We start from the raw sequence: 26,217 nt of genomic DNA, 5'->3' as shown, positions 1-26,217 counted from the left end.
TCGCAACGGAAAACGGCCAGTCTCCTGCACCGATCGCGGCGTTTTCGCAACGATCAGATCGTCGCCTCGCGGCTTCCCTCGAAATCCTTTGACATTGGGCAAGCCGAGGTCTAGATTAGGGTTAACACCTAAGCAACAACCCTAATCCACTTTCTGCACACGATCATGTCGAATTTCCGCCAAAACCAAGCTGCTTCGCGTCAATCGTCCACCTCGTTCCTGTCGAAGATCGGCGCCATGCTGCGCGACGTCTGGGCTCTGTTCGAGCTCCAGTCGCAACTGCAACTGAAGGCCGCGACGAGCTATGCGCGTGGTCCGGTGCGCGTCTCCGCGCGCCGCGATCGTCGTATCTGAGCGCAGCAGGAGACAACCCGGCCCACGGTCCGTCACCGTGGGCCGGGTTGTTTCGTTCCGGCTTCGCGTCACGCCGATACCCGCCTGACGCGCCTCAGGCGGCCGTGACTTCGCCCGCCGGCGCCGAGGTGCCCTGCACGAAGCGCGACAGGTCGCGGTACGCGGCGCCGGGATGCCCCTCGCCGAGCCGCGGCCCCTCGCCGAACAGCTTCTCGCGCAGCGTACCGGGCCGATAGGCGGTCGGATACGCACCGCGCCGCTGCAACTCGGGCACCAGGTACTCGACCACGTTCTCGAAGGTTTCGTGCGCGAGCGCGTAGGCGAGGTTGAAGCCGTCCACGCCGGTGTGTTCGCGCCATTCCTCCAGGATGTCCGCGACCGTCGCCGGCGAGCCGACGAACACCGGCCCCAGCCCGCCCACGCCGCCGAAGCGCGCCAGTTCGTCGATGGTCCAGCGCTTGTCGCCGCCCGCCAGATGCTCGACGGCCGACACGATCGCGTTGGTCTCGACGTGCCGCACCAGATCGGTCGGCGCGTACTGGCCGAAGTCGATGCCGGTCCAGCCCGACATCAGCACCAGCGAGCCGTCGTAGGACACATGGCGCTGGTAGTCCTCGAACCTGGCCTGCGCCTTCTGGTCGGTTTCGTCGACCACGATCGTCACCAGCGTGTAGATCAGCAGTTTGTCCGCATCGCGTCCGGCCTCGGCCGCGCGCCGCCGGATGTCGGCCACGTAGTCGCGCAGCGTGGCGCGCGTGGGCGCGGCCACGAACACGCACTCCGCGTGCTGCGCCGCGAACGCCTTGCCCGCCCCGGAAGCGCCGGCCTGATACAGCACCGGCGTGCGCTGCGGCGACGGCTCGCACAGGTGATAGCCCGGCACGTCGAAGTGCCTGCCGTGGTGGCGGATCTCGTGGATCTTCGCGGGATCGGCGAAGATCCGGCGCTCGCGGTCGCGCAGCACGGCGCCGTCCTCCCAGCTCCCCTCGAACAGCTTGTACAGCACCTCCAGGTACTCGGCCGCGATCTCGTAGCGGTTCGTGTGATCGGCGAGCCCGGTCTGGCCGACGTTGCGCGCGCCGCTCTCCAGATACGACGTGACGATGTTCCAGCCCACCCGGCCCTTGGTGTGGTGATCGGCGGTGGAAAGCCGGCGCGCGAACGTATAGGGATGCTCGAACGAGGTCGACGCGGTGATGCCGATGCCGAGATGCTCGGTGACGAGCGCGATCGGCGCGGCGAGCTGCAGCGGATCGTTGACGGGAATCTGCACGCCCTGATGCAGGGCATGGTGGCTGCTGCCGTGGTAGACGTCGTAATAGCCGATCACGTCGGCGATGAAGATGCCGTCGAAGATCCCCTTCTCGAGCGTCTTCGCGAGATCGGTCCAGTATTCGAGATCCTTGTACTGCCACGAACGGTCGCGCGGATGCGACCAGAGCCCCGGCGACTGATGTCCGACGCAATTCATCTCGAACGCGTTGAAGCGGATGGGCTGGCTCATGCTCGATGTCTCCGGTCGGAAAGTGCCGCGCGAGGCGGAACCGGCGGATCGCGAGCGGCCGCTGCCCGCGATCCGCCGGACGATCCGTCGACTCTATCGGACCGGTCGCCACGCCTCCAATAACGTTTCCGGCAAAGGTAATGAGTGCGTTGCGCGAATGCTTATCGGCGCGCGCGGATACCCTCGCGCGACGCACTGCCGGCGCGTTCCCTGCATGGTTTCGTCGATTGCGGATCCGCCCCGCCGTGGTACCGATTCGTGCGTGTCGCGAAACGCCGACGCGCGCGCGGCGGCCAAGGCGTCGTTCTCGCCCCGCCTTTCTCGACATTCCTCAGCAAACCCACACTTTTTCTCACCGCCCGGGCAGGTCCGGCAAGGCCGTGCGGGAACCGCATCGTCGCGCGCGGCGCGCCCGCGCGCGATGCGCCGCGCGGTACGTTTCGGGGGCCGGACGGGCTGGATCCGGCGCGATCATTTCGATAGCACGCTCACGCACCGACTTCTTGTATTCTGCGTGTGATCCTTGGATTACGGTCACGCTTCCGACACAGTGCCATTCGTCGTCAACGCGCCGGAGCCGCCTCACGAAGGCGGCTTCGCGGACCGGCGGATATCCCGGCCGATCGGGCGGGAGGCAACCGGATAAGGATTGCGCCATGGATGCCAGCACGGCGCTCGAAATGGATACGGAGGCGACCGAAGTGATGCAGCCACGCATGCGTGCGTTCAACGGCCCGACGGCATTCGCCTCGGCCCCCTTCCGGTTCGGCAAGGCGCTTCGCAATCGCGGAAACGCGCCGGCGGCCCCGCGCCGCGCGCCGCTCCATTCCGGTGCATGCGGCCTCGCGCCGGCCCCCTCCGGTCCCGACCGCCCCCTCGCTCTCCACCCGCGCGGCACGCTTGGGCACGCCCGCGCGACGGCCCGCAACCCGCGCGCGCCCCGGCCCGGCTGAGGCAGGCCGCCAGCCGGTCGCGGCCCGCGCTTCACGGCCGGCGACCCGCGCGTGGATCGCGCCGCCCGGCGATTTCCGTGCCGGCGCGATCCGCGCTCGCGGCACGGGTCCACCCCAAACTGCCGCGCTTCCAGCCGCAAATCCAGCCGCAAGGCGGCCCCGCCGGGCCGGCTCGCCGCTCGTTCCGATCGCTTCCCGGCATGCGTGGGCGGTGCCGCTTGAAAAACGATCGTCGTTCGCCCCGTCACACGGATATCCATCAGGGATCGGCCAACCATGTTGCTCAACAATCGCGTCCGCAAGCTGGACTTTCAGGATCTGATGATCTTCCAGTTGATCTACAAGCACCGCAGCGCCACCGAAGTGGCGGAACGGCTCAGCGTCAGCCAGTCGACCATCAGCTATTGCCTGAAGCGCCTGCGCGGCTGCTTCCACGACGAGCTGTTCGTCAGTTCCCGCTTCGGCATGAGTCCGACGCCGAAGGCCGAGGCGCTGACCTCGCGGATCCAGAGCATCCTGAACCAGATGGCCGAGTGCGTGCAGGAGGAGACGGTCTTCAATCCCAGCGAGAACGGCGCCGCGTTCACGATCTATGCGCCCGATTATTTCGAAATCCTGATCATGCCGGCCCTGATGAAAAACATCCTGGAGGCCGGCTATCACGTCTCGATCAACATCAAGAAGCCGGAAAAGGAGCTGCCCTACGCGGACGTGCTCGAAGGCAGGATCGATCTGGCGATCGTGTTCGGCCCGGGGCGTCCCTACCCGGGCCTCGCCACCCGGCAGCTGCTTCGCGACCGGCTGCTGGTGGTGCGGGAAGGCCCCGACGAGGCGCGCCCGCTGCCGCTCGACGAGATGCTGGCGCGGCGGCACGTATTCCCGACACCATGGATTTCCGACGCCAACATGGTGGACGACTGGCTGCGCTCGCAGGGCCGCCACCGCACCATTTCAGCGCGTGCCAACAGCTACTTTTCCGCCATCGAGCTGCTGTCCGGCACCGACCTGCTGCTGATGCTGCCGCAGCGGGTCCACGAACGGGTCCGGCGCCAGTATCCGAACATCGGCGCGCGTCCGGTGCCCGAGGGCATGCCCGACTTCACGCTGGAGATGGTCTGGAGCGCGGCGCTGGCGAACCATCAGGCCAATACCTGGCTGCGCCAGCAGCTGATCCGCGCCTGCGCCGCCGTCTAGCGCTCGGCCGCGGCCGGCGCGGAGCGCACCGCGAAATGGCGCGGATAGTCGGCCGGCCGGAAGCGCTGCACCATGAACGTCATGCCGGCCGACACCACGGCCAGCAGCAGCCACGCCTCGGTGAAGCTCGACGAGACGTCCTTGATGAAGCCGGCGATCAGCGGCGACAGCGCCGCGATCAGGTATCCCACGCCCTGCACGAACGCGGTGAGCTGGCCGGCGCGGCGCGGCGCGTCCATGTGGTCCATCGCCACGATCAGGCTGAGCGGGAACAGCCCGCCGATGCCGATGCCGAGCAGCCCCGCCCACACCACCGGATAGGCGACCGGCGCGAGGATCAGGCCGACGAAGCCGGCGATCACCGAGGCCAGCACCAGCAGCAGCACCGGCCGGCGGTCGGCATGGCGGCTGGCCAGCGCCGGCATCACGAGCCCGGACACCACTTCCATGCTGGTCAGGTAGGCGAGCAGCAGCCCGGCATGCGTGTCCGGCCAGCCCTGCTCGACGTAGAAGGGCGGCAGCCAGGCCAGCACGCAGGTGTAGGACGCCGTGCCGAGCCCGAAGAAGATGCCGAGCAGCCAGGCCCGCGGGCGCGCCGCGAGCGATTCCTCCTGGAGCGCCGCGCCGGCTTCGACCGCGTCGAAAGAAACGATGTCGCCGCGGATCGCGTACCACGCCGCCAGCGCCACGGCGGCCAGCGCCGCCCAGGCCGCCAGCGCGTGCTGCCAGTCGCCCAGCCAGGCGCCGATGAACGGCGAGGTGGAGGCGGCCAGCGCCGCGCCGCCCATGATCGCGGTGACGTACACGCCCATCAGCAGCGCGACCGCGTTCGGGAAGCGGCTCTTGATGATGCCCGGCATCACCGACTGGATGATGGCGATGCCCATGCCCGCCACCACGGCGCTCAGGATCAGGTCGAGCGCGGTCGACGCATAGAGCCGGGCCAGGCTGGCGAGGCCGATCACGAGCAGCGCGACCGCGATCACGCGGTGCTCGCCCCAGCGCGCGGCCAGCCGGGCGCCGCGGAACATCGCGAAGCCCATCGCCAGCACCGGCAGCATGGTCAGCAGCGACACCACGGTGTAGCTGAGCGGGATGGTGCTGCGGATCGAGGTCAGCAGCGGACCGATGGCGGCCATCGACGGTCGCAGGTTCAGGCCGACCAGCACCAGCGCCAGGATCAGCGGCACGCGGCGGGTCGTGCGGGAGGATTGCGTCATGCTTTCGCTCTCTGCTTGGAGGAATGATTGCGCATTAGATCGCGCCTCGACGCTGAAAAGCAATTCAAAATTTCATACCCGTGATCGGCTTTTTCGCAATCGCCCGAACGTGAAATCGGCGGCGGCGTGATTTTTCACCGTCTTGTTCATTTTTCGCGGCGTGGCTGATCGACATATTGCCGGGCCTGCGCGGATCGGCTGCCTGATGGGCTGCCTGACGCACACGAAGCGGGATATCCGGAGCGGAGTCGATTTTATCAAGGTTTGATATTTCACGACGGGACCAGGATACGAAACCATCGAGCCGGCCATTCACCCAACCGCGCCAGTGGCCGGCAAGCCATTCGATCGATACGAATATCGAAGCGCTGAATCGTTGATTCGCGATTCCGCCATCGCGAATTGGCCATGCATCGACATATTTCGCATGTTTCAAACCGGCAGAAAAGACCGGACCGTCCTCCGCGATTCGCCATGAATTGCCGATCCGGCCTTGCCTCAGCTCCTTTTCACGAAACAATCCACGGCGCCATCGCGAGATCCGGCGGTTAAATCGCCCCATTCATTACGCGGCATTTTCCATTCCGGTAATTCCACCCATTTCGTTAGCCACGAATTGCGCAAAATATGGGAAAAATAATTTTAAAATTCAAATACAAAAATCGAATTAATGCGCCACAGGAATTTGGCCGCCGGTTCATCATGGCCCCCGTCGATTTTCAGCAAACTCACGGGAGATGTGATGAAGATCCGAGTGGCAAAGCAGGGGACGGCCTTATGGACGATTGCAGCCGATGCAGTGAAGAAAAAGTACCGTATCGCCTACGAAGCGCAGGTCGAACCCAATCCTGAAAATTTCGTCGTTGCGATCGACGATGCGCAACGGATTCTCGCGTGCGCCGGCATCACGTTTGCCGGGCCGACGCCGCTGTTTTCCGAACAATATCTGGAAAAGCCGATTGAATCCGTCATTCACGATGCCTGGCGCGTCGAGTATTTCCGCAGCGAAATCGCGGAAATCGGCAACCTGATCTCGAACGACATCAGCGCGTCGGCCAGCGTCATCAAGCTGGTGCCGTTGCTGGCCTGGTGCATGGGCGCGCGGGCGCTGCTCTGCACCGTCACCACCAAGGTCGCCGGCCTGCTGAAGAACTACGACATCCAGTTCGAGCCGATCTGCGAAGCCGATCCCGCCCGCGTGGCCGGCGCCGAACACGCCTGGGGCAGCTACTACGCGAACCGCCCCGTCACCGGCCTGATCCACGTTGCCGATCATCGCGCCCTGCTGCGCCACATGACCACCTCGATGGACTTCATCAGCCGCAGCCAGGCCGACCAGCTGGAGACCGTGTCGTGAGCCTGAGCCACCAACTGCACCGGCAGCTGCTGGGCGACCCGGAGCGGCTCGCCTGCGTCGACCACGACGCCGACGGCGGCGTGCGGCGGCGCCTGACCTGCCGCGAGCTGGCCGACGCCGCCTACACGCTGGCCGCGCGGCTGCTCGCGCAGGTGCTGCCGGCGAGCGCCGCGACGCGGCCGGTGGTCGGCATCGTGATCCGCAACAGCAGCGACTGGGTGATCGCCGACCTGGCCTGCCTGTTCGCCAATCTCACGAGCCTGCCGCTGCCGCAGGCCTTCACGCGCGCGCAGGCCGAACACCTGGCCGCCAAGTGCGATTTCTTCCTGCTCGACGAGTCCGGCGAAACCACGCTCGAACGGCGCTGGGGCCTGCGCACGGCGGACTCGCGCAAGCTGCGGGTGGACCAGCTGGCGCCGTCGCGCGGCGCGGCCCCCACGGCGCCACGCGCAGCGCCCGACGCGGACTGGATCTGCAAGATCATCCATACCTCCGGCACCACCAGCCGCCCCAAGGGCGTCTGCCTGCACGAGCGCGCGATCGCCGCGACGCTGCTGGGGCTGCGCGATGCGCTGCCGCCCGGCTGCCATCACCGCTATCTGTCGCTGGTGCCGCTGAGCCTGCTGCTGGAACAGGTCACCGCCGTGTATCTGCCGCTGCTGTCGGGCGGCGCGGTCCACTTCCTGCCCGACAGCGTGCCGCTGCTGGGCGAGCCAGGCGGCAGCGCCGACAGCATGATCGACTGGCTGAGCCGCGTGCGCCCCGGCGCCAGCACGGTGCCGCCGATGATCGTCAACCGCCTGCTGGCCCGGCTCGAGCACGGCGACGCCGAACTCGCCGCCTATCTCGGCGGCGCCGACGCGCCGCACATCACCTGCGGCGGCGCGGCCGTGAGCGCCGAGGTGCTGGCGCGGCTGGCCGCCGGGCACGGCGTCGAGATCTTCCAGGGCTATGGCCTCAGCGAGAACGCCTCGGTGGTCAGCGTCAACACGCGCGCGAGCAACCGCCACGGCAGCGTCGGCCGCCCGCTGCCGCACGTCGAGGTGCGCATCGGCGGCGACGGCGGCGTGCAGATCCGCAGCGCGTCGCTGTTCAGCCACTACTCGGGCGAGGATCCGAGCGCCTGCGCGCATACCGACGACGGCTGGCTCGACACCGGCGATCTCGGCGCGCTCGACAGCGACGGCTACCTGTTCATCAACGGCCGCAAGAAGAACGTGCTGTGCCTGCCGAACGGCCGCAACGTGAGCCCCGAGCAGGTCGAGCTGGCGCTGCGCCAGCTCGACGGCATCCACGACGCGGTGGTGTTCCTCGACGAGGAGGACGGGCTGGTCGCCCTGCTGCACACCGCGCCGGCCAGCGACGCCGCGCCGTGGCTGGGCTGGATGGCCGACCACCTCTCCGACATCGAGCGCCCCGCCCGGCTGTGGCTGCTGCCGCGCGGCAGCGCGTTGCTCGGCAGCCTCTACACCGTCACCGGCCGCCCGCAGCGCCACGACATCGCCCAGGCCTACGCGGCCCGCCGCGGCACCCCTTCCCGTTCCGAGGAGAACCATCATCATGAGCAAGGCCGTCTCGTTGCCGTCTGAGACCACCATCAAGCATCTGTCCGCCGCCGACATGCCCGCGCTGCGCACCGGGGACCTGCTGACCGAACTGGCCGAAACCGGCATCGTGCTGTTCCGCGAGGGCGCGCAGTCGGTCGAGGCGTTCTGCGATTTCGTCAAGCGCCACAGCTCGCGGCTGAGCCTCGACCCGGCGCGCGCGATGGAAGGCGGCGCCGCCCAGCTGGTGGACGCCGGCACCGACGCGGTGGGCCTGCATTGCGAGAACGGCAACTCGCCGTTCTGGCCGGACCTGACTTGGTTCTACTGCAAGGAGGCGCCGCGCCGCGGCTCGCAGACCACCGCCTGCGACGGCGTGGCCGTGCTCGAACGGCTCTCGGCGCCCACCCGCGAGTTCTTCCTGAACCACGAGATCCGCTACTCGCGCAACGTGCAGGCCGACAAGTGGAAGCGGCTGGTGCTGCACTACACGCCCGATCTCGACGATCCGGCCCAGGTCAGCGTCGAGCATCTGTCGCGCATCGTCGGCGACGATCCCAACACGCGCATCACCTATCACCCGGACGACGAATCGATCGGCTACGACTTCACGGTGTCGGCCGTGCTGGTCTCCGCCGTCGGCCGCCAGCCGGCCTTCGCCAACAGCATCCTCGGTCCTTCGTACAACTACGAGAAGCCGCGCATCACGGTGGCGGCCAGCGGCGAGCCGATCCCCGCCGCGATGATGGACGAGGTGATCCGCGTGACCGACGCCGTCACCATCCCGATCGAATGGGACGACAACGACTTCGTGATGATCGACAACCGGCGCGTGATGCACGGCCGGCGCGCGATCGTCGATACCCGGCGCACCATCTTCAACGCGCTCAGCTACCTGTGAGGAGACTGCCATGACGGCACGCGACGCCCTGCCCCCCATCGCCGGGCAGATCCAGAGCGCGGAAGGCGAAATCCTGATCGACGGCGGCGGCCGCCGCATCGTCGACCTGGCCAGCGGCGGGCTCGGCTTCGGCCTGCCCGACATCATCGGCAAGGTGCGCGAGCAGGCGGCGCTGATGGGCCTGTCGAACCGCGTGATGATGTCCGAACCGCTGCTGCGGCTCTGCCGCGAGCTGGCCGCGCAGCTGCCGCCGACGCTGTCCAACGCCTACGTGTGCAGTTCCGGCGACGAGGCGTTCGAAGGCGCGCTGAAGCTGTGCAAGGGGCTGCGGCCCGAGCTGCGTGGCCTCGCCCACGTGCGCGGCAGCGAATTCGGCTCGCTCAGCTACGGCCGCTGCCTCGAGGATCCGGACGGACAAGTTGAGCTGCGGCGCTTCCTCGGCCTCGAGACACTGACCATCGAATGCGACGGGCTGCTGCCGTCGGCCGCCGAGCTGGGGCGCTGCTTCGCGCTCTGCTACTCGCCGCTGGTGCGCCGGCCCGACGGCGCGCTGGTGCCGCTCGCGGCCGACCGGCTGCGCCGGATCGCGGCGCTGGCGCGCGCCGCGAAGGTGCCGCTGGTCTGCCAGGCGAGCGAGATCTGCCTCGGCGCCAGCGGCGTGATGTTCGGCCACGAAGCGGGCGGCACGGACCCCGACATCCTGGTGCTGGGCGGCGCGCTGGGCGGCCGCGCGATTCCGGTCGGCTGCTACCTGACCTCGGCCGAACGCGCCTACCGCGTCTATGGCCGCAGCTCGCCCGCCAAGCACGGCAGCACCACCGGCGGCAACCCGCTGTCGTGCGTGGCCGCGCTGGCCGCGCTCGAACACGCGACGCGCCACGACGCGCCGGCCCGCTTCCGGGCGCTCGGCCAGCGCATCGCCGACGGGCTGGCCGGGCACGTGTCGAGCGTGACGGGCGGCATCGTCAATCTGCGCCTGCCGGACGGCATCGATGCCGCAAGCCTGCCGCAACGGCTGCTCGCGGCCGGCGTGCTGGTGCGCGCGCCGCGCGGCCGGACGCTGACCCTCTACCCGTCGGCCGTCACCCGGACCCCGACGCTCAACGACGCGCTCGACGCCATCAGGAGAAGCTTCGATGAACACCGCAACGCTTGACCGCCGGCAGCTGCTGGACACCTGCGAGAAACACTGGGGCGCGTCGGCCGCCAAGCTCTACCGCATCGCCGGCAGCCAGATCGAGGCGCAGGCGTCCGGCTGCGAGGTACACGACCAGACCGGCCGCAGCTATCTGGATTTCGCCTGCAGCTACGGCGTGTTCATCGTCGGCCACCGCCATCCGCGCGTCCAGCAGCGCATCGACGCGCAGCTGGCGCGGCTGGCCTGGCTGCCGCGCGGCACCGTCGATCCGCTCCAGCAGGAGCTGACGGCGCGCCTGAAGGCGCTGGCGCCCGGCGAGTGGGGCGAGGTGCGCTACATGGTGTCGGGCGCCGAGGCGGTCGAGCATTCGATCCGCTACGCGCTCGCCGCCAACGCGCCGCGCCGGCGCATCGTGATCACCGCCGGGGCCTATCACGGCAAGACGCTGGCGGCCATGAGCATTCTCGGCCAGCGCCAGCACGAGGCCAGCTTCGGCCGCTTCGGCGACGACGTCACCATCGTGCCCTACGGCGACATGGCGGCGATGCGCGAGGCGGTCGGCGACGGCGCCTGCGCCGTCTACCTCGAACCGATCCTCGGCGGCGCCCATCTGCGCATGCCGCCGCTCGGCTATCTGGAGGACATCCGCGCGCTGTGCGACCGCACCGGCACGCTGCTCGTCGCCGACGAGATCCAGACCGCGTTCGGCCGCTGCGGCAGGATGTTCGCCGTGGAATACGGCGGCATCGAGCCCGACATCCTGATCCTGTCGAAGGGGCTGACGGGCGGCTACGCGTCGATCGCCTGCGTGATGTACCGGCAACAGACGCTGGCGCGCCTGCCCGCGCCGCCCGACGACCACGACAGCTGCGGCGGCCATCCGTTCGCCTGCGCGGCGGCGCTGGCCTCGCTCGACGTGATCGAGGACGAGCAGCTGGTGCAGGCCTCGGTCGAGCGCGGCCTGCAGCTGCGCCAGGGGCTGATGGCGCTGGCGAGGCGCTTCCCGCGGATCATCGAGGACGTGCCCGGCATCGGCCTGATGACGGGCCTGCGGCTCAAGGGCGCCGTCTACGAATCGCTGCTGTCGATGGAGCTGGGCAAGCGCAACGTGCATGCCGGCCATTCGATGAACGAGCGCGCCGAGCGGCCGGTGCTGCGCTACTACCCGCCGCTGACCGTGAGCGCCGCGACCATCGACGAGGTGCTGGCGCGCTCGCGCGAGGCGCTGGAGGCGGTGGCCGCGCTGCCGGCCTGGAAGATCGCCGTGATGCGTCGCGTCACGCGCTCCATGTACCACCTGCCCAACGCGCTGCTGCGCAAGCTGTGACGATGCCCATGATCCCCATCGATACCCTGCCCCTGCGGGAACTGGTCGGCCTGCAACGGCGCGGCCGCCTGAGCAGCCGCGCGCTGGCCGAGCATTACCTGGCGCGCATCGCCGAGCGCAATCCGCGCCTGAACGCCATCATCGAGCCGGCCGCGCCCGGCCAGGTGCTGGCCGCGGCCGACGCCGCCGACGCCGCGCTGCGGCGCGGCCGGCTGCACGGCCCGCTGCACGGCGTGCCGCTGACGCTGAAGGACGCCTGCCACGTGCGCGGCTTCCATCCGAGCCGCGGCGTGCGCGAGCTGCACGGCCAGCCCAGCGAGGCCAACGCCACCGTGGTGCAGCGGCTGTTCGACGCCGGCGCCGTCGCGCTCGGGCTCAGCAACGTGCCCGAGATGTGCATGGCGTTCGAAACCGACAACCTGCTGCACGGCCGCACCCTCAATCCACATCATCCGGACCGCTCGGCGGGCGGCAGCAGCGGCGGCGAGGCGGCCGCGATCGCCGCCGGCATGAGCCCGGGCGGCCTCGCGTCCGACGCCTGCGGCAGCGTGCGCGTGCCGGCCCACTTCAACGGCGTGTGCGGCCTGAAGCTGACGCAGTGGCGCGTGCCGCTGACCGGCCAGTTCCCGCAGGATCGCTCCGGCCTGTTCCATCTGTGCTCGTCGTTCGCCGTGATGGGGCGCGGCGTGGACGACGTCGCGCTGCTCGGCGAGCTGATCAGCGGGCCGGACGGCCACGACCCCGACACCGTGCCGGCCCCGTTCGGCGATTACCGCCACCAGCCGCTGGCGCCACTGCGGGTCGGCATCTGGCACGACAGCGCCGGGCCGGCGCGACCCTCGGCGGCCGTGCGCGAGCGGCTCCAGCACGCAGCGGCGCTGCTCGACGGCGCGGTGGCGTCGGTGGTGGAGCGCGCGCCGCCGATGGTGGACGAGGCCTGCGAGGTGCTGTGGAAGGTGCTGATCCTCGGCGGCGACGGCGGCCGCGGCTGGCGGCAGCTGTTCGGGCGGATCGGCAAGCAGGCGTTCTCGCCGCCCATCGCGGCCCTGCTCGAGTGGAGCGCCGAACTGGAAATGAGCGTCGACGAACTGCGCGCCGCGCTCGTGATGCGCGACACGGTGCGCTACCAGCTGGCCGCCTGGTTCCGCGACGTCGACGTGCTGATCTGCCCCGTCTACCCGGACGTGGCGTTCGGCCATGGCGAGTCGCTGCGCGAGCCAGCCGCCTACCGCTACGTGTTCCCGTTCAGCCTGAGCGGCTCGCCGGCGGTGGTGATCCCGGCAGGCCGCTGCCCCGACAGCGGGCTGCCGATCGGGCTGCAGCTGGTGGGACGGCACTGGGACGAGCACCAGTTGCTGGCGGTGGCCGCGCATCTCGAACGCAGGCTGCCGGCTTGGGAGCCGGCTTGAGGGGCGTGAAATCCGGGGTCCGGGGCGGCGTGAAGGTGACGCGGCGCCATGAAAAACGCGGTACCGGCGCAATCGTCCGGTACCGCGTTCGGGCATCCACCGCGAGCGGATGCGGATCCCGTTGCCGGCCGCGGGCTCAGGCCGTCGCGTTCAGCGCGTCGGCCAGCGCCCCGACCAGGTTGTCGATCTCGCGCGGCTCGGCGATGAACGGCGGCGCGAGCTGGATCGTGTCGGCGCCGTAGCGCACGTAGAAGCCCTTCTCCCAGCAGCGCATCGCGATCTCGAACGGGCGCCGCGCCGGCTCGCCCGGCAGCGGATCGATCGAGATGCCGGCGGCGAGGCCGAAGTTGCGGATGTCGGCCACGTGGCGCACCCCCTTCAGGCCATGGACGGCGTTCTCGAAATGCGGCGCGAGCGCGCGCACGCGGCCCACGCCGTCCTCGCGGCGCAGCAGCTCCAGCGCCGCGTTGCCGGCCGCGCAGGCCACCGGATGCGCCGAATAGGTATAGCCGTGCGGAAACTCGACCAGATACTCGGGCCCGCCCGCGGCCATGAACGTGTCGTGGATCTCCTTGGTGGCCACCACGCCGCCGAGCGGCTGCGTGCCGTTCGTGACCTGCTTCGCGAAGTTGAGCAGGTCCGGCATCACGCCGAACGCGTCGGCGCCCGTCAGCGCGCCGGCGCGGCCGAAGCCCGTGATCACCTCGTCGAAGATCAGCAGGATGTCGTGCGCGGTGCAGATCTCGCGCAGCCGCTTCAGGTAGCCCTTGGGCGGCACCACCACGCCGGCCGAGCCCGAGAACGGCTCGACGATCACCGCGGCGATGTTCGACGCGTCGTGCAGCGCGATCAGGTCGAGCAGCCGGTCGGCCAGCTCGACGCCATGCTCGGGCAGGCCGCGCGAGAAGCGGTTCTGCGCGAGCAGCGTGTGCGGCAGGAAATCGGCGTCCACGCCCTGGCCGAACAGCTTGCGGTTCGCGCCGATCCCGCCCACCGAGATGCCGCCGAAGTTCACGCCGTGGTAGCCCTTCTCGCGGCCGATCAGGCGCGTCTTGGTGCCACGGCCCTTGGCGCGCCAGTAGGCGCGGGCCATCTTCAGCGAGGTGTCGGCGGCCTCCGAGCCCGAACTCGTGAAGAACACGTAGTCGAGGCCGGCCGGCGTCAGTTCCTTGATCCGGTTCGCGAGTTCGAACGACTGCGGATGGCCGAACTGGAAGCCCGGCGCGTAGTCGAGCTTGGCGATCTGGCGGCTGACCGCCTCGGTGATCTCGCTGCGGCCGTGGCCGAGGCCGCAGCACCAGAGGCCCGACAGGCCGTCGAAGATCCTGCGGCCGGCCGCGTCGGTGTAATAGGCGCCCTTGCCCTCGACGATGATGCGCGGATCCTGCTTGAACTGGCGGTTGCCGGTGAACGGCATCCAGTGGGCGTCGAGCCAGGCGGCGTCGGTGCGGATCGCGTCCGCTTGCTGGGGGGCGGTCAGTTCGGTCATGTCGGCAGGCGCGGGGCGCTCCTCGTGGTTCGGTGTGTTGCGCATTGTTGGGGCGCCGGATAGTCTTTTGAATATCGCAATATCAATGTTGACTTGAGCATTCATGCAAGTAAGAGCCCCCAAGCATCGCGCGCTGCTTGGCCAGTTGAGCGACATGGACCTGCGGCTGCTGCGCGTCTTCAAGGTGGTCGTGCAGTGCGGCGGGATGGCCGCCGCCGAGCTGGAACTCAATATCGGCATCTCGACCATCAGCCGCCACGTCAAGGATCTCGAGACGCGGCTCGGCATGGTGCTGTGCCGGCGCGGGCGCGCCGGCTTCACGCTGACGCCCGAGGGGCAGACCGTCTACGAGGAAACGCTGCGGCTGCTCGCCTCGCTGGAGGCGTTCCGCAGCCGCGTGGACGGCATCCACGACCGGATGGGCGGCGAACTGCAGATCGCGATGTTCGACAAGACCGCCACCAACCCGGCCGCGCGCGTCGCCGACGCGATCCGCCGCTTCGCGCAGGCCGCGCCCGACGTGGGGCTGAACCTGCACGTGGGCTCGATCCAGGAGATCGAGCGCGGCGTGATCGACGGCAGCTACCAGATCGGCATCATCCCCGAGCACCGCAGCTCGAGCAGCCTCGTCTACACCGGGCTGTTCGACGAGCGGATGCTGCTCTACTGCGGCGCCGGCCACCCGCTGTTCGGCGCCTCGCACCGGCGGCTCGGCTGGGAGCGGATTCGCGAGCATGCGTTCGCCGGGCTCGGCTTCCATTCGCCGAACCTGCAGCTCACGCACCGCGCGAAGCTCACGCGCAGCGCCACCGCCTCGGATCAGGAATCGATCGCCACGCTGATCCTCTCGGGCCGCTTCCTCGGCTTCCTGCCCGATCACTACGCCGAGAGTTTCGAGCGCGCCGGCCGCCTGCAGGCGATCGCGCCGCACCGCTTCCAGTACCGCTGCCGGTTCGTCAGCCTGCACCGGCGCTCGCCACAGCCGTCGCGGGCCGCGCTGCTGTTCCAGGAATGCCTGAGCGCCGCGCACGCGGGCGGCGCGCCGGAACAGGCGGTGGCGAGAAAGGAGAAAGGCGGGAATGCGGTGCCGGCGGGAGAAAGGGAGGTGGCGGAGGCGACGCAGGCATCGACCGCGCCCCGGGCGCCGGCGGCCCGACGCGCGACGCGCAAGGCCGGCACGACCTGAGCGGCGCCAGCGGCCAGCGCGGGCGGCCCGACAGCCACCGCCCGTCGCCCGGGCGCGCCGCCGGCCGCCCGCTGCCGGCTGCCTTCAGCCCGCCCGCGCGGCGCCGAGATGCGCATCGAGGAACGCGATCATCGCCTCGTAGAACTCGTACTGGTTCTCCTCGTTGGCGAAACCGTGCCCTTCGTCGGCCTTCAGCATGTACTTGACCTCCACGCCGCGCTCGCGCAGCGCGGCCACGATCTGGTCGCTCTCGGCCTGCTTGACGCGCGGATCGTTGGCGCCCTGCGCGACGAACAGCGGCGTGACGATGCGATCGGCGAAGAACAGCGGCGAGGCGTCGTGCAGCGCCTGCCGCCCGGCCTCGGTGTTCGGGTTGCCGATCTGCTCGTACATCATCTCGAGCAGCGGCTTCCAGTACGGCGGCATCGATTCGAGCAGCGTGAACAGGTTCGAGACGCCGACGTAGTCGACGGCGGCCGCGTAGCGCTCGGGCGTGAACGCCACGCCGGCCAGCGTCGCGTAGCCGCCGTAGCTCGCGCCGTAGATCGCGATGCGCGCCGGGTCGACGAGCCCCTGCCCGACCAGCCAGTCGACGCCGTCGTCGATGTCGTCCTGCATCGCGCGGCCCCACTGGCCGAAGCTGGCCTCCCAGAACGCGCGGCCGTAGCCGATCGAGCCGCGGAAGTTCATCTGCAGCACCGCGTAGCCACGATTGGCCAGCAGCTGCACTTCGGGATTGAAACCCCAGTGGTCGCGCGCCCACGGCCCGCCGTGCGGGTTCACCACCAGCGGCAGCTTTTCGGCGCCGGGCGCATCGGGCGCGACGCCGGCCGGCAGCGTCAGGTAGCCGTGGATGCGCAGCCCGTCGCGCGAGGTGTATTCGATCGGCCGCATCGGCGCCATGTCGGCGGGGTCGAGCCACGGCGTCAGGTTCTCGATCTGCGTGAGTTCGCGCGAGCCGACGTCGTAGAACCAGACCGCGCCCGGCGACAGGTCGCGCGCGTTGCGCACCAGCATCCGCGATTCGTCGCGCGTCAGGCTGGCGATGCTCGATTCGCCGCCCGGCAGGCGCGCGTCGAGATCGGCGTAGAGGTTGGCCACCTGCGCGTCGAAGTGATGCGCGCGGACCCGGTCGTCCTCGTACCAGGCGGTGGTCAGCACGCGCCGCTCGCGCGAGAAGCTCATGCCCTTCACGTCCACCTCGGGGTGCTCGAACAGCAGCGTGCCTTCCAGCCCCGTCTGCGGATCGAACTCGAAGATCGCGACGCGGTCGCGCCCGCGATTGGACAGCACGTAGAGCCGGCGGTCGTCGAACGTGAAGAAGATCGGCGCGAGCATCTCGCGGAAATTGGTGGTGGCGAGCGCGCGGAACGGCTCGCTCTCCTCGTCGCGATAGAGCAGCGTCTGGTTCACGCCGTCCGACGACACGGCCACGCGCAGCCGCCCCGCGTGGTCGGTCATCCAGCCGAGGATGTTGCCGGGATTCTCGGCGATCACGCTGGCCTCGCCCGTCGTCACGTCCACCCGCAGCACGTCGAACACGGTCGCGTCGCGGCGGTTGTGCGACAGCAGGATGTGGCGGTCGTCGTCGATCAGCCCGTCGACGATCGAGGCGCGCACGCCGTCGTAGGGCGTCAGGTCCACGGCCGGGCCGCCGTCGATCGGCACCGACAGCACGTGGTAGTTCTCGTCGCCGCCGAAGTCCTTCACGTACAGCACGCGGTCGTTGCCCTTCCAGACGTGGCCGGGCACGTCGCGCGCGGATTCGTTGGTCAGCACGCGCGGCTCGCCGTGGACGCGGCCCTGCTCGTCGATGGACTGCACGAACAGGTTGAGGCGGCCGGCGTGGCGCGCGAGGAACGACAGATGGCGGCCATCGGGCGAGAGCTGGAAGCCGGTGCGTTCGGGACGGCGGAAGAAATCGCGCACGTCGTGGCGTTTGACGGCGGGCGTCGCGCCGGCGGCGCGCTGCGGGGTTGGTTCCATGGGCTCACCTGTTCGGTTGGTATCCAGGGCGCGACGGCCGGTGCCGGCGTGCCGGGCGGGCCGGCAGCCGGCGCCCGGCGGCGGTCGCGGGCGGACCGGCCATTCTAGCGTCGCCGCGCGATCGGGATCTTTTCCACGGTGCCGCGGCACGCGGCCGTGCGCCGTCAGCCCCCGGCCGCGCGGAACCTGAAGCGCCCCTTGTTGCGCTCGAACACGTAGACGGCGCCGAGCGGCACCGCCGTGACGATCACCTCGGTCAGCACCGCGGCCACCTTCTCGCTGTACAGGCTCAGCAGCGGCACCACGGCCACGCCCTTGGCGATCGCGTCGGCCACGTGGATGCTCATCACGCCGCTGGCGGTGCCGCCCACGATCATCCGCAGGTCCTCGAACTTGCGCTCGCCGTCGCCCACCATCACCCGCGTGCAGCGCACCATCGACTGGGTGCAGACGCGGATCACCGACAGCATGTGCAGCGGCGTCTTCACGAGATGCGTGATCAGGATCTGCTGGACCGCGCCGAGCACGCCGTCGATGCCGCCCTCGAAGCCGATCGCGCGGGCGCGCGCCCAGATCTGGTGTTCCTCGAAGCGGCTGCCGAGCTGGCTCGCGATGCGCTCGCGCCGCGCGTGGATGCCGGCGATCAGCCCGTGCTCGTCGCCGAACGTGCCGCGCACGGCGATGTCGTGGATCTCGTCGATGAACAGGTCGATCGTCTCCAGCAGGATCAGCCCGACCAGCTGCTGCGCGAGCCGGCGCGTGTTCGCATCGAGCGGCGACGTGGCCATCGGATTGGCCAGCCCGGTGTGGGCGGCCTCGGGCGGGACGGGTGCCGGGGATGAGGCGGGCAGCGCGGACGGCACCGGCGACGCGTGCAGATCAGGCAACGCGGACGGCGCGGATGACTCGGGCAAATCGGGCAAGACGGGCGCGGCCGGCAGCGCCGGTACCGCCGCCGGCTCGACGGGCGCCGGCGGCTCGCCGATCACGAGCCGGCCGCTCGCCGCATCGACGTGGATCCGGCCCGAGCTGGCCTCGCTCGCGGCCGCCGCGGCGCCCCCGGCGGCTTCGCCCGGCTCGTGGAAGAACTCCTCCAGCGTGCGCTGGAACGCCTCGCGCTTGCACTGCTCGAAGATGTCGTCGACGCTCGCGGCGGGAATCGGCCGGCGCGAGCGCATGTCCTCGATCATCTGCGCGGTGGTCTTGTCGACCTCGAAGGTCGTCTTGAAATAGCTGGCGAGCTTCTCGCCGCCCTGCTCCGCGTGGTCGCGCAGGCGCCGCAGATCGGCCTCGAGCCGCGCCCGCACCTCGTGGTCGAGCCCGGCGAGCCGGTCCCCGGCCTGCTGCGCGAGCCGCCCCGCCTGCTCCCGGCCCGCCGCCGCGACCCCGCGCGCCTTCGACGCCACGTTCTGCGTGAGCCCGGTCAGCGCGGCCGGCACCTCGACCCGATCGGCCAGCTCGCGCGCCTTCTGCCGCGCCTCGGCGAGCGAATTCCTCAGCCCCTCGCCAAGCGTCGAGGCCGGTTTCCCCTGCGTGCCCATGTTGGTCCCCCGTCGTCTGTTTTTCGTTTTCCTGACGACGCATTAACGGCAGCGGTCCGCCGCCCCTTTAGGCGGTGCGGGCAGTGTGGAGACAAGCGTTTTCCGGCGCGGGCCAACGCGCCGCGCCTCACCGCCCCTGACGCTGCACGGGATCGCGCTCGCAGGCCACGGCGACGGCCGCGCCGAGCCGCTCGCGCAGCGTCTCGACGGCGCGCGCCATGCGGCTCGACAGCCCCCATTCGGCGCGATGGATCAGCCAGAGCGTATCCACCACCGGCGCGCCGCACTCGATCACGCCGATCGCGTCCTGGCGCGCGAACGCCTGCCGCGCGTAGCGCGGAATCACCGTGAAGCCGAGCCCGCGCGCGACCGGCTCCAGGATCAGGCCCACCTGGTTCGTGAAGGCGCGGCGCGGCAGGCCGCGCACGCCGGGATTGTCGGGAAAGCGCCGGCTCAGCAGGCGGTTGGCCATCGCGATGCCGTCCGGATGGTCGATGAAGCCGAGCCGCTGCAGGTCGCTCCACTCGTGCGCCTGCTCGCCGGCCGGCACCACGAGTTCGAGCGGCTCCTCGGCGAAGCGGCAGGCGGCGAGCCGTTCGTCGTCGGGCTTTAGCGTGACGAGCCCGACTTCGTAGAGGTTCGACAGCACCGCGTCGAGCACCTCGCGATCGGGCGCAAAGCGGTGCCGCACCACCAGGCCCGGCGTTTCGAGCTGCATGTCGATCAGCCAGGGCGCCATCGCCAGGCCGATGCTGCCGGGCGTGATCAGGCTGATCTCGCCGCAGTCGGCGTCGGCCTCGGCGAGCCGGCCGCGCAGGCGCCGGTCGGCGCGCGCGAGTTCGGCGCAGTAGTCGAGCACCACGCGGCCGGTGGGCGTCACGTCGATGCCGCGCGGACGGCGGATCACGAGCAGCCCGAGCTGGTCCTCCAGATGGCGCAGATGCTGGCTGACGGCGGCCTGCGTGAGCCCGAGCCGTTCGGCCGCGCGCGTGAAATTGCCGGTGTCGACGAGGGTTTCGAAGGTGCGCAGCCACTGCGGGTTCAGCAGCGTGTTGCCGGCGACGAAGCCGGACGACGCGGTGGTCATGATCGGGAGCTTGATGGGGATTCGGAGCGATTCAGTGTAGCAGCCGGGCGGTCGGCGCGGCGGCCTCCGACACGAACCTGCCGCCCGCCCCGCAAGTCCGCCGGCCGCGCTTTTATCACACCCAAACCGCGCACAAAAAGACCTGTCTCGAGCCTTGGCTCGCCAGTGCTTGCGTTACGCGCTACGATCTCCGAGCATTCATGACATCGCCGCCGCCGCGCGGCGGGCCGAGCGCGCCCGCCTGGCGCCTGGGCGCGGGGCGCGGCGAATCGATCTCGGGAGCCCCACCGGTGACACAGAACATCTACGACGATCCGGCTTTCTTCGCCAGCTACGCGAAGCTGAACCGCTCGATTCACGGGCTCGACGGCGCCCCGGAATGGCCGGCGCTGCGCGCGCTGCTGCCCGACCTGCGCGAGCTGCGCATCGCCGATCTCGGCTGCGGCTACGGCTGGTTCTGCCGCTGGGCCGCCGAACACGGCGCGGCCAGCGTGCTCGGCATCGACGTCTCGGAGCGCATGCTCGAACGCGCCGCCGCCGCCACCCACGACACGCGCATCGCCTACCGCCGCACCGACCTCGAACGGCTCGACCTGCCGGCCGCCGCGTTCGATCTCGTCTACAGTTCGCTGGCGTTCCACTACGTCGAGAACCTGCCCGCGCTGATGCGCGCGATCCACCATGCGCTGGTGCCGAACGGCCGGCTGGTGTTCTCGATGGAGCATCCGGTGCTGACCGCGCCGGCCCGACCCGGCTTTCGCAGCGACGCCGACGGCAACCGCTTCTGGCCGCTCGAGGGCTATCAGCGCGAGGGGCGACGCGAGGTGGACTGGCTGGCCGAGGGGGTAATCAAGCAGCACCGCACGCTCGGCACGCTGCTGAACCTGCTGGTGGAATCGGGGTTCGTGTTCGAACACCTGAACGAATGGGGGCCGACGCCGGCGCAGGTGGAGGCGCAGCCCGAGCTGGCACTGGAGCGCGAGCGCCCGATGATGATGCTGGTGGCGGCGCGGCGGCGCGCCCGCTGAGCGTGGCGGCATGGCGGCGGCGCGGCGGACTTCGACGCGCCGCCGCCCCCGGGCAGCGATTGCCCGGGGCCTCGCCGGTTACATCTTCACTTCGTCGACGAAGGTCTTCTTGCCGGCCTTGTAGCCGTACAGCGAGATCACGCCGTGCTTCAGGTCGCCCTTCGCGTCGAACACGGTCTCGCCGATCACGCCCTTGTGGTCGGTGGCCGGCATCGCCGCGAGGATCTTCGCCGCGTCGGTCGAGTTCGCGCGCTTCATCGCGTCGACGATGATGTAGACCGCGTCATACGAGAACGGCGCGTCGAACTTGATGATCTGGCCGAAGCGCTTCTGGTACTTGGCCTGGAACGCCGCGCCGCCCGGCATCGTCTCGATCGCGGCGCCCGGCTGCGAGCAGACCACGTTGTCGGCGGCCGGGCCGGCGAGGTCCGAGAGCTGCTCGGTGCAGACGCCGTCGCCCGAGAACAGCTTCGCGCGCAGGCCGAGCTGCTTGGCCTGCTTGGCGAGCGGGCCGCCCGTCGCATCCATGCCGCCGTACATGATCGCGTCCGGGTTCTCGCCCTTGATCTTGGTGAGGATCGCGCGGAAATCGACCGCCTTGTCGTTGGTCGCGTCGTGCGAGAGCACCTTGATGCCGAGCGCCTTGGCCTTCTTTTCGAACTCGTTGGCGAGACCCTGGCCGTAGGCGGTCGAATCGTCGATCACGGCGACCGTCCTGATCGCCTTGGCCTGCGCGTAGCTCGCGAGCGCCGGACCTTGCTGCGCGTCGGTGGCGACCATCCGGTAGGTGGTCTTGAAACCCTGCTGCGTGTAGACCGGGTTGGTCGACGACGGCGAGATCTGCACGATGCCGGCATCGCTGTAGATCTTCGAAGCCGGGATCGAGGTGCCCGAGTTCAGGTGGCCGACCACCGCCACGACCTTCTCGTCGACGAGCTTCTGCGCGACCTGGGTGGCCGTGCGCGGGTCGCCCGCGTCGTCCTGGCCGTCGAGCTGCAGCGTGATCTTCTGGCCGCCGATCGTCAGGCCCTGCGCGTTGATCTCCTCGATCGCGAGGCGCGCGCCGTTCTCGTTGTCCTTGCCCAGGTGCGAGGCGCCGCCCGTCAGCGGCTCGACGCTGCCGATCTTCACGACCTGGTCCGCCAGCGCGCCGGTCGCGGCCGCGAGCGAAAACAGCGCGGCGACGCCGAGCCGAATCATGGATGTCTGCTTCATGTGAATGTGCTCCTCCGGATACATGTTGGTGAAACGCGGGGGTGACGCGGGGGTGAAGCGCGGAGCCCGGCGCCGTCGGGCGTCCGGTCGCGGCGCGCGTCCCGGAGCGCGCGCGCCGGCCGTGCCCGACGTGATTGCGGCACCACCGCGCCATGAGCCGCGCGCGGGGTCGGACCGCAAGGTCGGACAGTCTACTTGGATCGAAAGGAAAACCCTATGCCCGAGGCGTTTTTTTTGTTATCCGGCTATACAGCCGGCGGCGCGGCGCCGGCGCCGGACGTGCGGCACGACGCGCGCCCCGGCTCAAGCCCCGGCTCGCGCCTCAGTTCGCGCAGGCGAGGTCGCCCTCGGGGCAGTGCAGATGGCTGTCGAGGCGCCGCGTCTGCGCGCGCGTGAGCGCGTCCAGGCACTGGCTGGCCACCATCGGCGCGGCGCTGCCGCCCGCCACGCCGCTCGCCTCGAACGCGCACTGGGCGTCGCGCCACGCCACCCAGCGGCGCTGCGCTTCCTTCAGCCGGCCGCGGGCCGGCTCGGCGACCTTCGCGACGAGCGCCTGATAGGTGCGGTTCAACTGCAGGTCGGACTGCCGGTAGCGGCTCGCCGCGCAGTCGTTGATGGCGGTCTGGGTGGTCGCATCGGCCATGCAGCCGGACGGCGCCGCGAACGCGGGGGCGCTCGCCGCCGCCATCGCGAGCAGCGCCGCGCGGATTGTCAGGTCTTTCATCGTCGCCAGGAAAAATGGAAGGAAGTTGAAACGATCCGCGCGCACTGCATCGAACCGGGCGGCGCGCGCACCCGACTGGCAAAACGGCGCGCGGCACGCCTTTATTCCATGTCCGTTCGTGACGCCACGCCTTTCTTTCAATTTGCCGACTGCACGAATGGCCCACCGCGCCGGCGCCGCGCGAAATTCCGGCCGGCGCGCCGAAGCCGGCGCAGGTCGGGCCGCCGGTCACTGCGCGGCACGCAACACCGCGCAACACATGTCGCCGCTCGCCAACGGCTCGAAATCGGTCTTTACGGCGCCGTCCGGCACCACGGAAAACCGGCCACGCCCCCCGCCGGCTCCCCGCTCTCGCCCGCCCCGCAAGCCCGAGGCGCCCGTCCGCGGCGCGCGCGATGCCACGCCGGCGCCACGAATCGCGACTAAACGCCCCAAAATTCGTCTCGCCATCCACCGTGGCGCGACATCGATCCCTTTTTGGTCGAACCCCGGCGAGACATCGTCATGTCAAAATCGAGCCCTGCCAAAAAGCAAATCGTTACAAATCCGTATATATTCCGCCGATGGACCAAAGAAAACTCATCGTGCCGCCGCCCCCACGCACCTGGGACGCACGGCTCGCGCGCCGGCTCGTCACGCCGCTCGTCGATACGCCCGTTACCCCGAATCACCTGACCACGCTGCGCCTGCTGATCGGCCTTGCCGGCGCGGTCTGCCTTGCGCAGGGCGGGTTCGGCTGGATCAACGCGGGGGCCTTCCTGATCGTGCTGTCCAATTTCGTCGACCACACCGACGGCGAGCTGGCGCGCATCAGCGGCAAGACCAGCAAGATCGGTCATTTCTACGACCTCGCGAGCGACGCGGTGATCACCGTGGCGCTGTTCGTCTGCATGGGCGCGGGGATCGTCGCCCAGGGCGGCCGCATGTTCGCGCCGCCGGTGCTGCTCGGCACCGTCGCCGGCGCGGCCGTGGCGCTGATCTTCTTCCTGCGCATGCGGATCGAGTCGCTGGCCGGCAAGGCCGGCACCAGGCAGGCGTCGATCGGCGGCTTCGAGACCGAGGACGTGCTCTACCTGCTGCCGCTCGTGACGCTGTTCGACGGCGTCGAGCGCTTCGTGTTCGCGGCCGCGATCGGCGCCCCGCTGTTCGCGGCCTGGGTCGTGATCGACTACTGGCGCGTCGTGCGCCGCGGCGCCGCCCCGGCCGCCGCCAGCAATCCCACCGAAATCCAGCCGACGAAATGAGTACCCCCATCGAAGCCGGAACCGCGCCGCGCGCTGCCTCCGCGGCCGCCGGCGCGAGCGCGCCCGTGAGCGCCGACCGGGCCGTGGCCGCCGCCGTGGCCGCGCTCGACACCGACCGCCTGCGGCAGGACTTCGAACGCCAGGGCGCGTTCCTCTACCTCGACCGGTTCCTGCCGAAGGACGCCGCCGCGCAGCTCGCCGGGCTCGCGCGCGCGCTGCTGCCGGACCTGAACCGGAACTACCTGCCGGGCCACAAGCAGGGCGGCAGCGTGAGCCGCCACACGATCGACGAGAAGGCGCCGTACATCGCCGAGCTGTACCGCTCGAAGGCGCTGCTCGGCCTGCTCGAAAAGCTCACCGGCGACACGCTGCAGGTCTCGCCCGCCGACGATCCGCATGCCTACGCGCTCTACTACTACACGAAGCCGGGCGACCACATCGGCTGGCACTACGACACCTCGTACTACGACGGCCGCCGCTACACGCTGCTGATCGGCGTGATCGACGAATCCTCGTGCCAGCTCGAATACGAGCTGCACACGCGCAACCCGGCCGTGCCCGACGAACCGGGCGCGGTGCAGATCGCCGACGGCGGCATCGTGCTGTTCGACGGCGACAAGCTGCGCCACCGCGTGACGCCCGCGCGCGAGAACGAGATCCGCGTCTCGCTGACCTTCGAGTACGTGACCGACCCGGGCATGCGGCCGTGGAAGCGCTTCATCTCGAACATGAAGGACGCGATCGCCTACTTCGGCTTCCGGCAGGTGTTCAAGCAGCTCGCGACGCGCCGCCCCACCCGCTCATGACGCGCGCCGGCCTCATCCTGCTGTCCATCGGGACGGCATTGTTCATCGCGTTGCTGTCGTGGCAAGGCTTCGGCGCCGTGGTGTCGACGCTCGCCACGGCCGGCTGGGGCCTCGCCCTGGTCGCGCTGTTCCACCTCGTGCCGATCGTGTTCGACGCGCGCGCGATCGCGGTGATGTTCCCGCGCGGCACGCCCGGCGTGTCAATGCTCGATTCGCTGTGCGCGCGCTGGGTGCTCGAATCGGTCAACAGCCTGCTGCCGGCCGGCCAGATCGGCGGCCCGGTGCTGATGGCGCGCTACCTCTCGCAGAAGGGCGTGCCGATGCCGCGCGCGGCCGCGGCCGTGACGGTCAGCACCACCATGCAGGCGCTCGCGCAAATCCTGTTCGCGCTGGCCGGGATCGCCACCTTCAGCCTCGGCACCAACAGCGAGGCGGCCGCGCACCTGCGCACGCCGGCGCTGATCGCCACCGCGCTGCTCGGCATCTGCGCGGCGGGCTTCTATCTCGCGCAGCGGCGCGGCCTGTTCGGCCGCGGGCTGCGGATGGTCTCGAAGGCGCTCGGCCCGCGCGACTGGCCCTCGCTCGCCACGCGCGCCGACGCGATCGACTCGGCCGTCGGCGAGCTGTACGGCAAGCGCGACCGCGTGATCCGCACGTTCTGGTTCAGCTTCGCCGGCTGGGTGCTCGGCACCGGCGAGGTGTGGCTCGCGCTGCACTTCCTCGGCCATCCGGTCGGGCTCGTCGACGCGCTGCTGCTGGAGAGCGTCGGCCAGGCGATTCGCGGCGCCGCCTTCATGATTCCCGGCTCGCTCGGCGCGCAGGAAGGCGGCTACCTGCTGCTCGCCCCGCTCGTCGGGCTGCCGCCGGACGCGGCGCTCGCGCTGTCGCTCGCCAAGCGCGCGCGCGAACTCGCGTTCGGCCTGCCCGGCATCCTGTACCTGCATTTCATTGAACGAAACTGGCAGCGGCGCCGCGCGCCGCAGCTCGCGGACTAAAGGCCCGCTCCGGGC

22 protein-coding genes and 1 pseudogene are annotated in these 26,217 nt (G+C 69.9%); 13 read left to right on the top strand and 10 right to left on the bottom strand.

Going from position 1 to position 26,217, the window contains the following annotated elements; translation table 11 throughout:
* Positions 1-165: 165 nt before the first annotated feature.
* The gene (locus tag BpN12_RS05980) at positions 166-354 is read left to right on the top strand and encodes a hypothetical protein (protein ID WP_198253897.1); all 189 of its coding nucleotides are present in this window, start codon (positions 166-168) and stop codon (positions 352-354) included.
* Between the two features lie 94 nt (positions 355-448).
* Here the strand turns inward: BpN12_RS05980 and BpN12_RS05975 are convergent, their stop codons facing one another.
* Together BpN12_RS05975 and BpN12_RS05970 are read right to left on the bottom strand one after the other, a co-directional pair.
* Complete coding sequence (locus BpN12_RS05975; protein ID WP_246794362.1) at positions 449-1,858, bottom strand: LLM class flavin-dependent oxidoreductase; 1,410 nt, start codon at positions 1,856-1,858, stop codon at positions 449-451.
* Between the two features lie 563 nt (positions 1,859-2,421).
* A pseudogene (locus BpN12_RS05970) lies at positions 2,422-2,679 on the bottom strand (hypothetical protein); the annotation flags it as partial.
* Between the two features lie 408 nt (positions 2,680-3,087).
* Between BpN12_RS05970 and BpN12_RS05965 the strand changes: the two are divergent.
* Positions 3,088-4,005: a LysR family transcriptional regulator gene (locus BpN12_RS05965; protein ID WP_246794361.1), complete on the top strand. Its 918-nt coding sequence runs from the start codon at positions 3,088-3,090 to the stop codon at positions 4,003-4,005.
* Here the strand turns inward: BpN12_RS05965 and BpN12_RS05960 are convergent.
* Both BpN12_RS05960 and BpN12_RS05955 read right to left on the bottom strand, forming a co-directional pair.
* On the bottom strand, positions 4,002-5,225 hold the full coding sequence (locus BpN12_RS05960; protein WP_246794360.1) for a cyanate transporter: 1,224 nt from the start codon (positions 5,223-5,225) through the stop codon (positions 4,002-4,004). The two genes, BpN12_RS05965 and BpN12_RS05960, sit on opposite strands and share 4 nt — an antisense overlap.
* Before the next feature lie 64 nt (positions 5,226-5,289).
* The gene (locus tag BpN12_RS05955) at positions 5,290-5,745 is read right to left on the bottom strand and encodes a hypothetical protein (protein WP_246794359.1); all 456 of its coding nucleotides are present in this window, start codon (positions 5,743-5,745) and stop codon (positions 5,290-5,292) included.
* A gap of 222 nt (positions 5,746-5,967) precedes the next feature.
* Between BpN12_RS05955 and BpN12_RS05950 the strand changes: the two genes are divergently transcribed.
* Genes BpN12_RS05950 through BpN12_RS05925 form a run of 6 tightly spaced genes read left to right on the top strand, consistent with a single transcriptional unit; the run spans position 5,968 to position 12,901 of the window.
* The gene (locus tag BpN12_RS05950; protein ID WP_246794358.1) at positions 5,968-6,582 is read left to right on the top strand and encodes a thermostable hemolysin; all 615 of its coding nucleotides are present in this window, start codon (positions 5,968-5,970) and stop codon (positions 6,580-6,582) included.
* The gene (locus BpN12_RS05945) at positions 6,579-8,171 is read left to right on the top strand and encodes an AMP-binding protein (RefSeq protein WP_246794357.1); all 1,593 of its coding nucleotides are present in this window, start codon (positions 6,579-6,581) and stop codon (positions 8,169-8,171) included. Before BpN12_RS05950 ends, BpN12_RS05945 begins: the two co-directional genes overlap by 4 nt.
* Positions 8,143-9,027, top strand: coding sequence for a TauD/TfdA family dioxygenase (locus BpN12_RS05940; RefSeq protein ID WP_246794356.1), 885 nt, complete (start codon positions 8,143-8,145; stop codon positions 9,025-9,027). The genes BpN12_RS05945 and BpN12_RS05940 overlap by 29 nt, the downstream gene beginning before the upstream one ends.
* A gap of 10 nt (positions 9,028-9,037) precedes the next feature.
* Positions 9,038-10,183 carry an aminotransferase class III-fold pyridoxal phosphate-dependent enzyme gene (locus tag BpN12_RS05935; RefSeq protein WP_246794355.1) on the top strand — a complete coding sequence of 382 codons (1,146 nt, stop codon included), beginning with the start codon at positions 9,038-9,040 and terminating at the stop codon, positions 10,181-10,183.
* Entirely contained in the window at positions 10,164-11,492 is a 1,329-nt protein-coding gene (locus BpN12_RS05930) for an aspartate aminotransferase family protein (protein ID WP_246794354.1), read from the top strand. Before BpN12_RS05935 ends, BpN12_RS05930 begins: the two co-directional genes overlap by 20 nt.
* An 8-nt stretch (positions 11,493-11,500) precedes the next feature.
* Positions 11,501-12,901 (top strand): amidase, encoded by a 1,401-nt coding sequence (locus tag BpN12_RS05925; RefSeq protein ID WP_246794353.1) that lies wholly within the window; start codon positions 11,501-11,503, stop codon positions 12,899-12,901.
* 136 nt (positions 12,902-13,037) lie between these two features.
* On the opposite strand, the gene aptA is transcribed toward BpN12_RS05925, so the two are convergent.
* A complete protein-coding gene (gene aptA, locus BpN12_RS05920) occupies positions 13,038-14,390 on the bottom strand; it encodes an omega-aminotransferase AptA (protein ID WP_246794639.1) in 1,353 nt (450 codons plus the stop codon).
* A 103-nt stretch (positions 14,391-14,493) separates the two neighbouring features.
* Between aptA and BpN12_RS05915 the strand changes: the two genes are divergently transcribed.
* Entirely contained in the window at positions 14,494-15,576 is a 1,083-nt protein-coding gene (locus BpN12_RS05915) for a LysR family transcriptional regulator (RefSeq protein ID WP_246794352.1), read from the top strand.
* 84 nt (positions 15,577-15,660) lie between these two features.
* On the opposite strand, the gene BpN12_RS05910 is transcribed toward BpN12_RS05915, so the two are convergent.
* From BpN12_RS05910 to BpN12_RS05900, 3 genes are all read right to left on the bottom strand, one after another.
* Positions 15,661-17,562 (bottom strand): S9 family peptidase, encoded by a 1,902-nt coding sequence (locus tag BpN12_RS05910; RefSeq protein WP_246794351.1) that lies wholly within the window; start codon positions 17,560-17,562, stop codon positions 15,661-15,663.
* 164 nt (positions 17,563-17,726) lie between these two features.
* Entirely contained in the window at positions 17,727-19,103 is a 1,377-nt protein-coding gene (locus BpN12_RS05905) for a hypothetical protein (protein WP_246794350.1), read from the bottom strand.
* Positions 19,104-19,230: 127 nt separating this feature from the next.
* Complete coding sequence (locus BpN12_RS05900; RefSeq protein ID WP_246794349.1) at positions 19,231-20,190, bottom strand: LysR family transcriptional regulator; 960 nt, start codon at positions 20,188-20,190, stop codon at positions 19,231-19,233.
* 290 nt (positions 20,191-20,480) lie between these two features.
* On the opposite strand from BpN12_RS05900, the gene BpN12_RS05895 reads away from it, so the two are divergent.
* Positions 20,481-21,218, top strand: coding sequence for a class I SAM-dependent methyltransferase (locus BpN12_RS05895; RefSeq protein WP_246794638.1), 738 nt, complete (start codon positions 20,481-20,483; stop codon positions 21,216-21,218).
* Positions 21,219-21,296: 78 nt separating this feature from the next.
* Here the strand turns inward: BpN12_RS05895 and BpN12_RS05890 are convergent, their stop codons facing one another.
* Positions 21,297-22,433, bottom strand: coding sequence for a branched-chain amino acid ABC transporter substrate-binding protein (locus BpN12_RS05890; protein WP_246794348.1), 1,137 nt, complete (start codon positions 22,431-22,433; stop codon positions 21,297-21,299).
* A 322-nt stretch (positions 22,434-22,755) separates the two neighbouring features.
* Positions 22,756-23,157: a lysozyme inhibitor LprI family protein gene (locus BpN12_RS05885; protein WP_246794347.1), complete on the bottom strand. Its 402-nt coding sequence runs from the start codon at positions 23,155-23,157 to the stop codon at positions 22,756-22,758.
* A gap of 563 nt (positions 23,158-23,720) precedes the next feature.
* On the opposite strand from BpN12_RS05885, the gene BpN12_RS05880 reads away from it, so the two are divergent.
* Genes BpN12_RS05880 through BpN12_RS05870 form a run of 3 tightly spaced genes read left to right on the top strand, consistent with a single transcriptional unit; the run spans position 23,721 to position 26,202 of the window.
* Positions 23,721-24,401 (top strand): CDP-alcohol phosphatidyltransferase family protein, encoded by a 681-nt coding sequence (locus BpN12_RS05880; protein ID WP_246794346.1) that lies wholly within the window; start codon positions 23,721-23,723, stop codon positions 24,399-24,401.
* Positions 24,398-25,207 (top strand): 2OG-Fe(II) oxygenase family protein, encoded by an 810-nt coding sequence (locus BpN12_RS05875; protein WP_246794345.1) that lies wholly within the window; start codon positions 24,398-24,400, stop codon positions 25,205-25,207. The genes BpN12_RS05880 and BpN12_RS05875 overlap by 4 nt, the downstream gene beginning before the upstream one ends.
* On the top strand, positions 25,204-26,202 hold the full coding sequence (locus BpN12_RS05870) for an HpnL family protein (RefSeq protein WP_246794344.1): 999 nt from the start codon (positions 25,204-25,206) through the stop codon (positions 26,200-26,202). Before BpN12_RS05875 ends, BpN12_RS05870 begins: the two co-directional genes overlap by 4 nt.
* Positions 26,203-26,217: the final 15 nt, after the last annotated feature.

Origin of the sequence: Burkholderia perseverans, from assembly GCF_022870505.1 — a bacterium.
Classification (GTDB): Bacteria; Pseudomonadota; Gammaproteobacteria; order Burkholderiales; family Burkholderiaceae; genus Burkholderia; species Burkholderia plantarii.
Note: the sequence above shows the minus strand (reverse complement) of the source record. Positions and strands in the feature narration are given on the sequence as shown.

Coding starts and splice junctions, on each gene's coding strand:
- BpN12_RS05965 (WP_246794361.1), top strand. CDS start 3,088: ATGTTGCTCAACAATCGCGTCCGCAAGCTGGACTTTCAGGATCTGATG.
- BpN12_RS05930 (WP_246794354.1), top strand. CDS start 10,164: ATGAACACCGCAACGCTTGACCGCCGGCAGCTGCTGGACACCTGCGAG.
- aptA (WP_246794639.1), bottom strand. CDS start 14,390: ATGACCGAACTGACCGCCCCCCAGCAAGCGGACGCGATCCGCACCGAC.
- BpN12_RS05885 (WP_246794347.1), bottom strand. CDS start 23,157: ATGAAAGACCTGACAATCCGCGCGGCGCTGCTCGCGATGGCGGCGGCG.
- BpN12_RS05880 (WP_246794346.1), top strand. CDS start 23,721: ATGGACCAAAGAAAACTCATCGTGCCGCCGCCCCCACGCACCTGGGAC.
- BpN12_RS05875 (WP_246794345.1), top strand. CDS start 24,398: ATGAGTACCCCCATCGAAGCCGGAACCGCGCCGCGCGCTGCCTCCGCG.
- BpN12_RS05935 (WP_246794355.1), top strand. CDS start 9,038: ATGACGGCACGCGACGCCCTGCCCCCCATCGCCGGGCAGATCCAGAGC.
- BpN12_RS05950 (WP_246794358.1), top strand. CDS start 5,968: ATGAAGATCCGAGTGGCAAAGCAGGGGACGGCCTTATGGACGATTGCA.
- BpN12_RS05900 (WP_246794349.1), bottom strand. CDS start 20,190: ATGACCACCGCGTCGTCCGGCTTCGTCGCCGGCAACACGCTGCTGAAC.
- BpN12_RS05890 (WP_246794348.1), bottom strand. CDS start 22,433: ATGAAGCAGACATCCATGATTCGGCTCGGCGTCGCCGCGCTGTTTTCG.
- BpN12_RS05960 (WP_246794360.1), bottom strand. CDS start 5,225: ATGACGCAATCCTCCCGCACGACCCGCCGCGTGCCGCTGATCCTGGCG.
- BpN12_RS05915 (WP_246794352.1), top strand. CDS start 14,494: ATGCAAGTAAGAGCCCCCAAGCATCGCGCGCTGCTTGGCCAGTTGAGC.
- BpN12_RS05925 (WP_246794353.1), top strand. CDS start 11,501: ATGATCCCCATCGATACCCTGCCCCTGCGGGAACTGGTCGGCCTGCAA.
- BpN12_RS05975 (WP_246794362.1), bottom strand. CDS start 1,858: ATGAGCCAGCCCATCCGCTTCAACGCGTTCGAGATGAATTGCGTCGGA.
- BpN12_RS05980 (WP_198253897.1), top strand. CDS start 166: ATGTCGAATTTCCGCCAAAACCAAGCTGCTTCGCGTCAATCGTCCACC.
- BpN12_RS05910 (WP_246794351.1), bottom strand. CDS start 17,562: ATGGAACCAACCCCGCAGCGCGCCGCCGGCGCGACGCCCGCCGTCAAA.
- BpN12_RS05940 (WP_246794356.1), top strand. CDS start 8,143: ATGAGCAAGGCCGTCTCGTTGCCGTCTGAGACCACCATCAAGCATCTG.
- BpN12_RS05905 (WP_246794350.1), bottom strand. CDS start 19,103: ATGGGCACGCAGGGGAAACCGGCCTCGACGCTTGGCGAGGGGCTGAGG.
- BpN12_RS05870 (WP_246794344.1), top strand. CDS start 25,204: ATGACGCGCGCCGGCCTCATCCTGCTGTCCATCGGGACGGCATTGTTC.